Raw genomic sequence first — 10,404 nt, 5'->3', positions numbered from 1 at the left:
TATTAATCCGGATTTCTCCGGGCTATCCCCCACTACCGGGCAGATTCCTACGTGTTACGCACCCGTCCGCCGCTCGTCAGCAACTAGCAAGCTAGTTCTGTTACCGCTCGACTTGCATGTGTTAGGCCTGCCGCCAGCGTTCAATCTGAGCCATGATCAAACTCTTCAGTTTAAATCGTTTTGTCAGCTGCCCCGAAGAACATGCTGACTGCTCAATCTTTGCAATTAAACGTACATGTTAGAATTAACGAGTATGTTCGCTTGCTTGATCAGCATTTAAATCATTCCAGAGCAAAGCTCTGTTGACCGATGCCATTCGCACAAGCGCCCACACGAATTGTCTGATAATTTGTTAAAGAACTGGATTAAAACAAGAAGGTTTTAACCGTCTGATTCAGCGGTCAGCGCTGTTCAGCGAGGCCGCTATCTTACCGCGACCGTTTTTGTTGTCAAGTGCTTGTTTTCTAAGTCACTTTTCAACTTACCAAGACCGCATTCGTTCACTCAGTGAGCGTTGCGTTTCTGTCTCAGCGGCGGTGCATTCTACGCTGTTCGATCCGATTGTCAATCACCGTTTTAAACGCTGTTGCAATGGATCCTTGCGTGCTCTTTGAGAGCCATGCACCATTCAGTGGAGGCGCATTATACAGGGGAGGTTTGTTCTGCCAACCCCCGGTGAATACCTACACCAGCAGGTCAACTTTCCAACCTTTGGTTATGATCAGTCTCTTTTCATTTGCTTTTCTTTACCAATTAATACATTTGTTTTTTTCACAGTTATTCGTCGGTTAGCGTATATTTAGTTCTTCATTTCGTCATTCCCTTCAGGAGAGATCTGTGAAAAAAATACTCCTCTTTGTTTCAGCGCTTGTAATGAGCCTGAACCTCCAGGCCATTGAGCTAGATGGTGTAAATGTTCCAGAAACGCTAACCCTGGAAAACCAGACTCTGAAACTCAATGGTGCAGGTGTCCGCTCCAAATTTTTTGTTGATCTGTACGTAGGCTCGCTCTTCACCACGGAAAAAGCCAGTGAAGCCAGCAGTGTCTTGAACAGCACAACGCCTGTAGCCATTCAGCTGTTCATCACCTCCACGCTGATCACTTCTGAAAAACTCACTGAAGCCGTTAATGAAGGATTTGAGAAGTCGACCGGTGGCCAGATCGCACCTCTCGAAGATCGACTGACCGCCTTTATCGATGTTTTCAAAGACGAGATTGTTAAGGGTGATAACTTCGTAATGTTTATCACCCCCGGCAAGGGCGTTAATGTCTATAAGAATGGGAAAAAGCTGGCTACCATCGAAGGTGATGACTTCAGCAAAGCTCTACTGGGTGTCTGGCTGGGAGATCAACCTGCCGACGCTGACCTCAAGGCTGATATGCTGGGCCACTGATACTTTCGCAGCCAGTTTACTGGCTGCTTACTCCTGAACCTTTAGCTCTGATCACTGAGAAACTGCTGTTCAATAGTTTCCACGGCATGACAAAAGCAGTCTCCCTGCATTTCACCAAGACATTCTTTCTGCAGATAACCCACCATCGCCTCCCCTATCATGGTGATTACCATTTTGCGATTGTAGAGAGGCAGACTGCTTGCATAACCCAGAGCAAACTGCCTGAGCGGATTCACTATGCAGTCATAGGCAACCCCACAATAAAACCCCTTCCTGGTCTGAGCATCAGAGGCCATTTCAGCCAAACTTCCCACCACTTCCTCAAGATCTTCATGCACATAGGCTGGCTCACCAAATTCGCCAATGGTCTCCGCCAGGTCCACCAGGTAGATTCGATCAGATTCCTGGTCATAGATTTCATTATTTCCATTTCGGTCCGGAAGGTGTAACCGAACCATCCGGCTCAACATTTCGGCAATGTTCTTGGCGGGTCGTTTTGGATCTAAATGAGCCAGAGCCAATACCTGCCCATAACGGTAAAAAGCTTTTCTCAACAAAATTTTCTGTTTGGTATTCAGGGCATAATCTGAGGCAAGATACTGTTGATTGTAAATGTTACTCAAATTCTTGCCCGGAACCAGAGGATAACTCAGGATGTAGTGCTGCTTTTGATTGAGCATGAAAGTAGCAGCACGATCCGGGAGAACCAGTTCAGCATTCACCCTGACCAACCAGGGGTAAAGCGAAAGCTTCTTTTTCAGCAGCCATTCAGACTCAAAGCGTATCAGTTCACATCCATAACAATCTTCTCGAAAGATCTTGACAAACCATTCAGTACCATCAAACAAAGCGGTGTAAGCCCGATCGAGCTCGCCACCGGCGGTTATGATTTCTTTAAAGTTTTTACCTTTACCCTGAAACAGCTGGTGTATGGCCTCTTCATGGGTCTGCAGCTCAGAGAAGTCCGGCACCTTCGGTAATTCAACGAATTCAGCTCTGGCGGCATGACTGAGGATGAGCAACAGGATCAGAAAGGAAGATCGGAGAGCGGTCATTTGAAAAAAAGCCTCTGATAGCTTAATAACCGTTTTATCGACCTTTAGCCCTGCTCTTTAATAAGTCAGGCCAGCCAGAGTAGCAGAATGACACTACTCAGAATCAGAGCCATGCCATAATATTCACGAGGCGAATGTTTTTCCCTGAACAGACGACTGGAGATAATCAGCGTGAAGAAGAATTCAACCTGCCCCAAGGTTTTGACCAGGGCCGGGTTTTGCAGACTGAAGGCTGTAAACCAGCCGATGGACCCCAGGAGACTGAGAAGCCCGACAGCGCCACTTAACTTCCATTGCTGAATGAGGTTTCCCAGAGTCTGAGGCTCTTTTAACCAGATAAAGCCACCCAAAAGCACCGTTTGCATAAGAACTGTGACAGTCAGTGTATAGGCCGAAGCCACGAGCGGATCATCATCCAGCGACAAACTCGCCTGTCTGACCCAAAGGGTGGTCAAAGCCAGAAGGAACCCTGCGCCGAGGCCAAACGCAGCAGATACCGAAAACAGGGATCGCCATCCTTGCTGCCCGGGCGGATTCAAAAAGATCAACCCAACCGTCCCCAACAAAACACTGATCCAGCCCGCCCAGCTGAGCATCTGGGAAAAAATAATGGCACCCAACACAGCCACCAGAACCGTCTCAGACTTGGAATAAATAACCCCAATCGCAAAGTTTCTCAGGTGAAAGAGCTTGACGATAACAACCGTAGCAGCGATTTGAGCCAATCCGGCACCCAAACTGTAGAGCAGGAAAGTGGAAGAAATTTCAGGCAGCTCAGAATCCTGCCAGTGCAGTTGCAGATACAAATAAACCCAAACCAGGGGAAGTGAGAAAACATATCGGGAAAATGTGGTCCCCCAGACACTGACTCGCTCAGAAAGTGTTTTTTGACATGCCGTGCGAAATGCCTGAGCAACAGCGGCCATCAAAGTCAGCCAGATCCAGGTAGACACTGTTTCTCCTCCCTGAAAAAGATAAAGCATACCATCTTACCCATTGGACTTGGTGATGTGGGTAGACGACAAACTTGACATGTGTTCCAAAACCCCGGTGTTGAGCAATGAGGTTTCGGAACAGTCAAATAAAATTGCAACAATCGCAAAATCAATTACGCCAGACACAAGATAAATCATTAAAAGGTGAATTTATCTTGTGGGTTTCAGCTACAAAGCTAGCCAAGATTGAAAGCGTAACCAGCCAAACTATAAGGCGCAAGATCGAAAGCGGTCACTACGAAAAAGTGAAGCAAACAAGTGGTGGTCACTTCCGCATATTCATTAGCCAGTAAAGGAAGATATGCTATGCAAGAGTCAGTTCTGGAAAGCAAAAATCCAGCATCGACACGCAAAAGCATATCTTACTCCAAAAACATCCTGACGCAGAATTTATCAGCGATATTGCCAGTGCTTTCAACTTTAAGCGAAAAGGACTGCAAACCATTCTGGAATCAGCGGTGTGCGGAAATCCAACCCATATTGTGGTTGCCACAAAAGATCGCCTTGCCCGATCAGGATTTGAACTTATCAAGTGGCTTGTTGAATTATCGGGAGGACAAATCGAAGTTTTGGATGACCCGGATAACGCCTGTGAGCCATTCGACACCCAAGAGCTTATCGGTTTCATTACCTCATTCTGCAATAGCCACTACGGGAAGCGATCTGCTAAAAGACGCAAAGGACGCAAAGATAGTAGCGTCAAAAAAGATCAGGTTTTACCCAGAGAATAAGCAAGCCTATCACGATGCCCTGATGCTCTATCGGAGGTCGTACAACCTTGCTGTTGAGCGTTTCCGCAATGATGACTATAAAGATGCCAGCAGAAAATTCATCAACATGCGACCCGCCATTAAAGCTCAAGTGGAGCAGGAGCAAAAAGAAAGTGGCAGGGCTTATAACTCGATTGTTTCTGATAATGGAACACTGGCGGCAGCGGCTACATTCAAAGCGGTCTGCAAGCACAACAAGAAGCTCAAGGGAGCTAAAGAGGGCTTTGCAGAAATCAGTTTCAAAAGCCGCAAAGGTTGCAGGCACTCATTCTCTATTGACCGTTTCCCAAAGGGATTAAATCCCTGCGTACAGGCTCTTGGCAAGATTCACCTGACAGAAGATGTGCCAGCAGAAGCGATTGGTAAATCTTGTGTCGTAACCTACGACAAAGGTCGCTGGTTCATTCAGGTTCAACAACATATTGAACTAAATCCCGAAATCCAAGGGAAGGTTAGATGCGTTGGAGTTGACCCCGGAGTTCGCACCTTTGCCACTTGCTACAGCGAAAAAGAGGCGTTGATAGCGGGTAATAACGTTGCAAAAACAAAGCTGTTCCCACTGATGAAGCAAGTGGACAGCTTGATCAGTCAAAAGCAAAAAATCCTGAACACTCAGAAGGGCGTTGAGTTCCCCGATATGCCCCAATGGGCAAGAGATCGGATTATTCATTTCAACAGGGAAATTGACCGGCTGACATGCAAAAAGGATGACATTGTTCTTGATCTGCATAACCGGCTGGCGTTCGAGTTGGTGTCGAACTACGACGTTGTATTTTTGCCAACCTTTGAGACAAGAGGTATGGTCACACGCAAAGATAAGAAGGTTCGCACCATTCGCCGTAACACCTGCCGCCAGATGCTTGACCTCAATCACTACCAATTCAAAAAGCGGCTTAAGTGGTACGCAAAAAAGTATGGAAAGCATGTAGTTGATTGCAACGAAGCCTATACATCCAAGACTCAATCATGGAACGGGACCATTGACGAAAAATTAGGTTCTTCCAAAATTATTAAGGGTGAGGGCTTCACCGTTGATCGTGATATCAACGGTGCCAGAAATGTCTTTCTTAAGTGTTTGACAAGGTAGCTTGAACCTTAGCCATAACAGCGAGTGTTGCGCTCGTTGCGGTTTTAATCAAGAGGATAGACCTCAGTAGCAAAGCTGGTCGAATTGAACCCTTTCTTCCAGCAATTCTGCCAAGGCCTCCAGACCTTTTTGGTCTTCTTCATCAAAACGGGAAGTGATCGGACTGTCGATGTCCAGAACCGCTTTCACCTCACCCCCTTTAGACAACGGAATCACGATCTCGCTCTGACTGGCTGAATCACAGGCAATATGACCAGGAAATGCAGTCACATCAGCCACTAGCTGGGTGGTTTGGTCCCGGGCAGCAGTACCACAGACGCCCCGGCCAAACGGGATGCGAACACAAGCAGGATTACCCATAAACGGCCCCAGTACCAGCTCATTGCCCCGGACGATATAAAACCCGGCCCAATTTACCTCTGCCATGGTCGTAAACAGCAGGCTGGCAACATTGGCGAGATTGGCTAGTGCATCCATTTCACCCTCAGTCAATGCCTTTGCCTGAGCCACCAATATTCGATAAAAGCTGGCTTTATCCTCCGGCATCTCAACAACTTTAAACATACTTGCACTCATTTAGATACAGCTTGATACAGCCCTAAGTTAGTAGCAGTTCGCAGCAGAGTACGTAGCCACTGCCGTTATTATCACCATCAGAGCCAGTTTATATACAAGTTCAGAGACTCCAAGGGGAACTTATGTCTCTAAAGTCACTCTAACTAATTATAAGGCTAACCGTGCACTTTCCCGAAGCCCGTCTAAGCTGGACTAGTGTTAAGAAGGGGGTGTGTGTTCAAAAGCACAATTAACAGAGAGGCTGTAATGTTCAATTTACATCGAATTCTTGAAGAAATGTCGACCACCGGATGGATCATCGTGGCTTTCTGCCTGGTGGCATGGATTGCCGCTACCTACCTGATGGGAGAGATTTCCGACAAACATTGGGGCGACAGGGAATCCGGTGCTTTGGTAGGCTTCTTCGTACCCGGTATTCTCTTTGTAATTGGCCTTTATATGCTCTGACATTTCTGTCTGGTTAATTCAGCCTGCATCAGCCAGACAATTCACTTTCTGGCTGACCGACCTGGACAAACAGACTGATGAAAAGCATTCTGCACATATAATAATTAAGAAGGGAATCGGTGCCAGGGAAAGGAATTGTATTGCAGCAACGAATGATTGAATTATCTTTTCGATCATCTCAATTTATTCATCACTTCAAAGATAAATGGCATCCCGTAGGGGACTCGAACCCCTGTTACTGCCGTGAAAGGGCAGTGTCCTAGGCCACTAGACGAACGGGACACAATATTTAGCTAACACCAGGAAAGTGTTAAATTGGTGGAGCTAAGCGGGATCGAACCGCTGACCTCAACACTGCCAGTGTTGCGCTCTCCCAGCTGAGCTATAGCCCCAAAATCTGATGAGTATTATGCAGTTATTTCCTCAAAGATCAAGTAGTAGAAAATCATGCCTGCATGACTAGTGACTTGATCAATAGCCGCCATCTCGGTATGTCAAGAATCAATACAACTTCCTTGAATCTGAAAAGACTTCACAGGCTCTTTCGATTACCTAATCCACCTGAAATCTCTTGCGGAACTCACTCGGCGTAAGCCCATATTCTCGGTTAAATATTTTTCTAAACGCACTGACGTTATGATATCCAACCAGATATGAGACTTCAGAGATACTTTTATTACTGAGTTCGATTAATTGGCAGGCATTGTGTAACCTGAGTTTTTGCAAATACTCCACCACCGTCAAACCAACAGCATTTTGAAATCGACGCTGAAGCGTTCTGGTACTGACAAAAAGACGTTTGGCAAGACCAGACACAGAAACCACCTCCGAGAAGTGTTCGTTAAAGTAAGTTTGTACTTGAAGCACGAGCGGATCACCATGATCCATCCTGGGCATAAACTGACGGTAAAACGCTTGCTCCCGATAGCCTGTATCGGTCACCATTTCTTTCGATAAATGAGTCGCTACCGATGGAGGACAGAAAGATGAAATCACTTCAAATGCGAGATCGAGCCAAGCCATTCGGCCACCCGCTGTAATGACATTACCCTCATTAACAATCATGGCATTGATATTCAATTTGGCTTTGGGGAACATCTCGCTGAATTCACTACCGAGCCTCCAATGGGTGGTGCAAAACTTATTGTCCAGAAACCCACCTCTGGCGAGCATAAACGACCCAACACAGGCAGAGGCGAGTACTGCTCCCTGCTGGTGAGCATTAGTCAGGTATTGATTCAAAACGTCGCAATCTTGCATGTAAAATGTGCCGCCGCTACAGGGTGGCAATACGACAACGTCTGGTATCTCAGCCCCACCAATTGCTTCAAGCCTATAAACAGCTGTGACGAATTCTGTTTCAACGCCCAGTTCTCGACAAACTGCACTTGCCAACTCCATCGTCTCTAAAAAACCAAACACCGCTGATTTACTGACCGATGGATACTCAATAATTACAGTTTTTATTTGTCTCACGGTGACACCTGTCGCATTTGAAGCTAATGATGTCATTTTAGTCGCTGCTCAGACAAACCCAAATCAAACAAAATGACCAAACATTGACAAGAAACTATCAGGAAAAACTTAGATGACTCAACAAGCTCTAATCGTAATCGACATTCAAAACGACTATTTCAAAGCAGGAAAATATGCACTCCATCAAACGGAAGTAACGCTAACGCAGAATCTTAAAGCGATAGAATTAGCGAAAGGAAAAAACATACCGATTATTCACATACAACACCTGGTTTCACCTGAGGCGGGTGAAGGTTTGTTTTTCTACGAAAACTCACATGGCGCTGAAATTCATGCAGACATTCTGGCAGCGGCACCTGATGCTCCTATCATCACCAAACGCCATGCAGATTGCTTTGAAAAAACCAATCTTGATGAAATACTTCAAGCGCTAAATGTCAATGAGATTATACTGACAGGCATGATGACTCATAACTGTATCACCCATACAGCCTTATCTCCTGCAGCAGCCAGATATCAACCCAAAGTGATTGAAGAGTGCGTATGCACTACAGATCGCATTACCCATGCATTGGCCCTTGATGCAATGCAAGTAAGGGGTATCGAAATGTCGACCATTGAAAAAGCCTTCGCTTAATACTCCCATCCATACGATGAGCTGTCTGTGGGTGTCTCGTTATGGTTCATGCTTTTGGTACACATGGTACGGTGCCCCCAGCTAGGGGCACCGGCCTTTGAATCAGTATAGGTATTTCACAGATTTCGGTGCCCCTAGCTGGGGGCACTTTGCAAGCGGAGCGATAGTACTGGTAGTTACAGGCCGGTGCCCCTAGCTGGGGGCACCGAGATTTTGGGGCGAAACTCTTGGGGATTCGGGAGAGAAAATTGGGCGTTTTTACCACGCCTTACAATTTGGTACGCATGGTACTCTAAAATTCTCGTGAGCTGTGTGAATTATGAGGAGGGTTCCTGGCTCAGTGCCCCTAACTGGGGGCACCGAAACTCCAGGGGCACTCTGAGGGGCACTCAGAAAATGGTATCAGGTGGAATGGGGCTTGTAGGGGTGCTATCAGGGGGATTTTGCTGTGCAAAAGTTGATCAGATATTTTGTAAGGTATTGATTTAGAAGGGAAATTAGCAGGAAGGAGTATCCCGTAGGGGACTCGAACCCCTGTTACTGCCGTGAAAGGGCAGTGTCCTAGGCCACTAGACGAACGGGACACAATCTTTTGTGTCTATATGCTTGTGCATACAACCTTTAATTTGGAGCGGGAAACGAGACTCGAACTCGCGACCCCAACCTTGGCAAGGTTGTGCTCTACCAACTGAGCTATTCCCGCAGTGAAGATTTTTTATGACTTCTTCAATGTCTTAAATTGGCATCCCGTAGGGGACTCGAACCCCTGTTACTGCCGTGAAAGGGCAGTGTCCTAGGCCACTAGACGAACGGGACACAATCTCTTATGTCTATATGCTTGCGCATACAGCCTTTAATCTGGAGCGGGAAACGAGACTCGAACTCGCGACCCCAACCTTGGCAAGGTTGTGCTCTACCAACTGAGCTATTCCCGCAATGAAGATTATTTAGGACTTCTTCAAAGTCCGGAGCAGGAAACGAGACTCACTCTTTAGCTCTGAGGCGACCCCAACCTTGGCAAGGTTGTGCTCTACCAACTGAGCTATTCCCGCAATGAAGATTTTTTATGACTTCTTCAATGTCTTAAATTGGCATCCCGTAGGGGACTCGAACCCCTGTTACTGCCGTGAAAGGGCAGTGTCCTAGGCCACTAGACGAACGGGACACAATCTTTTGTGTCTATATGCTTGCGCATACAGCCTTTAATTTGGAGCGGGAAACGAGACTCGAACTCGCGACCCCAACCTTGGCAAGGTTGTGCTCTACCAACTGAGCTATTCCCGCAATGAAGATAATTTAGGACTTCTTCAAAGTCCGGAGCAGGAAACGAGACTCACTCTTTAACTCTGAGGCGACCCCAACCTTGGCAAGGTTGTGCTCTACCAACTGAGCTATTCCCGCAATGAAGATAATTTAGGACTTCTTCAAAGTCCGGAGCAGGAAACGAGACTCACTCTTTAACTCTGAGGCGACCCCAACCTTGGCAAGGTTGTGCTCTACCAACTGAGCTATTCCCGCTTAATCAGTGCATTCAACAATGAACTGAGCGACGCAGTCTAATGACTTAGCCGGTCAGAACAATCAGTAAAAATACTATTCACCGACTTTGAAAATGGCATCCCGTAGGGGACTCGAACCCCTGTTACTGCCGTGAAAGGGCAGTGTCCTAGGCCACTAGACGAACGGGACACAATTTTTTATTCAAACGCCTATGACGAACAAAACGTCTGGCTTTGAAAATTTGGTGGAGCTAAGCGGGATCGAACCGCTGACCTCAACACTGCCAGTGTTGCGCTCTCCCAGCTGAGCTATAGCCCCAAAATACTCCTTAACACTCCGGCTCACCCTACCCTTCCTGAAAAGATGTTTGGCTGCCCCGAAACGCAGGGCGAATGATATGGATGCCCCCCTGACCTGTCAAGCTCACTTATGAAAAAATGTTTAATTGAAGCAGATAGTTATATAG

General features: G+C 46.7%; 9 protein-coding genes, 13 tRNA genes and 1 rRNA gene (1 of these 23 running past the window's edge). 5 read left to right on the top strand and 18 right to left on the bottom strand.

Features of this window, described 5'->3' with window-relative positions:
- Positions 1-172: ribosomal RNA gene (locus tag ACO6VG_RS14815) — 16S ribosomal RNA — on the bottom strand (it extends 1,384 nt beyond the left edge of the window).
- Positions 173-837: 665 nt separating this feature from the next.
- Here ACO6VG_RS14815 and ACO6VG_RS14810 point away from each other — a divergent pair.
- Positions 838-1,395, top strand: a complete 558-nt coding sequence (locus ACO6VG_RS14810) for a chalcone isomerase family protein (protein ID WP_422137479.1) — start codon at positions 838-840, stop codon at positions 1,393-1,395.
- 41 nt (positions 1,396-1,436) lie between these two features.
- Here ACO6VG_RS14810 and ACO6VG_RS14805 read toward each other — a convergent pair whose 3' ends face one another.
- Positions 1,437-2,450: a hypothetical protein gene (locus tag ACO6VG_RS14805; RefSeq protein WP_422474465.1), complete on the bottom strand. Its 1,014-nt coding sequence runs from the start codon at positions 2,448-2,450 to the stop codon at positions 1,437-1,439.
- Positions 2,451-2,515: 65 nt separating this feature from the next.
- Complete coding sequence (locus ACO6VG_RS14800; RefSeq protein WP_422474463.1) at positions 2,516-3,403, bottom strand: DMT family transporter; 888 nt, start codon at positions 3,401-3,403, stop codon at positions 2,516-2,518.
- 341 nt (positions 3,404-3,744) lie between these two features.
- Here ACO6VG_RS14800 and ACO6VG_RS14795 point away from each other — a divergent pair, with 341 nt between their 5' ends.
- Entirely contained in the window at positions 3,745-4,176 is a 432-nt protein-coding gene (locus ACO6VG_RS14795) for an IS607 family transposase (protein WP_422476293.1), read from the top strand.
- Complete coding sequence (locus ACO6VG_RS14790) at positions 4,088-5,302, top strand: RNA-guided endonuclease InsQ/TnpB family protein (protein ID WP_422476291.1); 1,215 nt, start codon at positions 4,088-4,090, stop codon at positions 5,300-5,302. Before ACO6VG_RS14795 ends, ACO6VG_RS14790 begins: the two co-directional genes overlap by 89 nt.
- A 63-nt stretch (positions 5,303-5,365) precedes the next feature.
- On the opposite strand, the gene ACO6VG_RS14785 is transcribed toward ACO6VG_RS14790, so the two are convergent.
- Complete coding sequence (locus ACO6VG_RS14785; protein ID WP_422133008.1) at positions 5,366-5,866, bottom strand: GAF domain-containing protein; 501 nt, start codon at positions 5,864-5,866, stop codon at positions 5,366-5,368.
- A 258-nt stretch (positions 5,867-6,124) separates the two neighbouring features.
- Between ACO6VG_RS14785 and ACO6VG_RS14780 the strand changes: the two genes are divergently transcribed.
- Positions 6,125-6,325 carry a hypothetical protein gene (locus tag ACO6VG_RS14780; RefSeq protein WP_422133007.1) on the top strand — a complete coding sequence of 67 codons (201 nt, stop codon included), beginning with the start codon at positions 6,125-6,127 and terminating at the stop codon, positions 6,323-6,325.
- Between the two features lie 206 nt (positions 6,326-6,531).
- Here ACO6VG_RS14780 and ACO6VG_RS14775 read toward each other — a convergent pair.
- From ACO6VG_RS14775 to ACO6VG_RS14765, 3 genes are all read right to left on the bottom strand, one after another.
- Positions 6,532-6,607, bottom strand: a tRNA-Glu gene (locus ACO6VG_RS14775).
- 34 nt (positions 6,608-6,641) lie between these two features.
- Positions 6,642-6,717: transfer RNA gene (locus ACO6VG_RS14770), tRNA-Ala, on the bottom strand.
- Positions 6,718-6,877: 160 nt separating this feature from the next.
- On the bottom strand, positions 6,878-7,837 hold the full coding sequence (locus tag ACO6VG_RS14765; RefSeq protein ID WP_422474461.1) for a GlxA family transcriptional regulator: 960 nt from the start codon (positions 7,835-7,837) through the stop codon (positions 6,878-6,880).
- Positions 7,838-7,913: 76 nt separating this feature from the next.
- On the opposite strand from ACO6VG_RS14765, the gene ACO6VG_RS14760 reads away from it, so the two are divergent.
- Positions 7,914-8,438, top strand: a complete 525-nt coding sequence (locus tag ACO6VG_RS14760; protein ID WP_422474458.1) for a cysteine hydrolase family protein — start codon at positions 7,914-7,916, stop codon at positions 8,436-8,438.
- A gap of 511 nt (positions 8,439-8,949) precedes the next feature.
- Here the strand turns inward: ACO6VG_RS14760 and ACO6VG_RS14755 are convergent.
- The 11 genes from ACO6VG_RS14755 to ACO6VG_RS14705 form a co-directional block, all read right to left on the bottom strand.
- A tRNA-Glu gene (locus ACO6VG_RS14755) sits at positions 8,950-9,022 on the bottom strand.
- A 43-nt stretch (positions 9,023-9,065) separates the two neighbouring features.
- Positions 9,066-9,141, bottom strand: a tRNA-Gly gene (locus ACO6VG_RS14750).
- Between the two features lie 37 nt (positions 9,142-9,178).
- Positions 9,179-9,254 (bottom strand) — tRNA-Glu (locus tag ACO6VG_RS14745).
- Positions 9,255-9,297: 43 nt separating this feature from the next.
- Positions 9,298-9,373 (bottom strand) — tRNA-Gly (locus ACO6VG_RS14740).
- A gap of 34 nt (positions 9,374-9,407) precedes the next feature.
- Positions 9,408-9,490, bottom strand: a tRNA-Gly gene (locus tag ACO6VG_RS14735).
- A gap of 37 nt (positions 9,491-9,527) precedes the next feature.
- Positions 9,528-9,603: transfer RNA gene (locus ACO6VG_RS14730), tRNA-Glu, on the bottom strand.
- Positions 9,604-9,646: 43 nt separating this feature from the next.
- Positions 9,647-9,722 (bottom strand) — tRNA-Gly (locus ACO6VG_RS14725).
- A gap of 34 nt (positions 9,723-9,756) precedes the next feature.
- Positions 9,757-9,839 (bottom strand) — tRNA-Gly (locus tag ACO6VG_RS14720).
- Positions 9,840-9,873: 34 nt separating this feature from the next.
- Positions 9,874-9,956: transfer RNA gene (locus ACO6VG_RS14715), tRNA-Gly, on the bottom strand.
- 95 nt (positions 9,957-10,051) lie between these two features.
- Positions 10,052-10,127: transfer RNA gene (locus ACO6VG_RS14710), tRNA-Glu, on the bottom strand.
- A gap of 53 nt (positions 10,128-10,180) precedes the next feature.
- Positions 10,181-10,256: transfer RNA gene (locus tag ACO6VG_RS14705), tRNA-Ala, on the bottom strand.
- Between the last annotated feature and the right edge of the window lie 148 nt (positions 10,257-10,404).

Origin of the sequence: Endozoicomonas sp. ALB032 (assembly GCF_049310125.1) — a bacterium.
Taxonomy (GTDB): domain Bacteria; phylum Pseudomonadota; class Gammaproteobacteria; order Pseudomonadales; family Endozoicomonadaceae; genus Endozoicomonas_A.
The sequence above is the reverse complement of the archived record's forward strand: the minus strand, read 5'-3'. Positions and strand labels throughout refer to the sequence as shown.

Coding starts and splice junctions, on each gene's coding strand:
- ACO6VG_RS14805 (WP_422474465.1), bottom strand. CDS start 2,450: ATGACCGCTCTCCGATCTTCCTTTCTGATCCTGTTGCTCATCCTCAGT.
- ACO6VG_RS14785 (WP_422133008.1), bottom strand. CDS start 5,866: ATGTTTAAAGTTGTTGAGATGCCGGAGGATAAAGCCAGCTTTTATCGA.
- ACO6VG_RS14780 (WP_422133007.1), top strand. CDS start 6,125: ATGTTCAATTTACATCGAATTCTTGAAGAAATGTCGACCACCGGATGG.
- ACO6VG_RS14765 (WP_422474461.1), bottom strand. CDS start 7,837: ATGACATCATTAGCTTCAAATGCGACAGGTGTCACCGTGAGACAAATA.
- ACO6VG_RS14760 (WP_422474458.1), top strand. CDS start 7,914: ATGACTCAACAAGCTCTAATCGTAATCGACATTCAAAACGACTATTTC.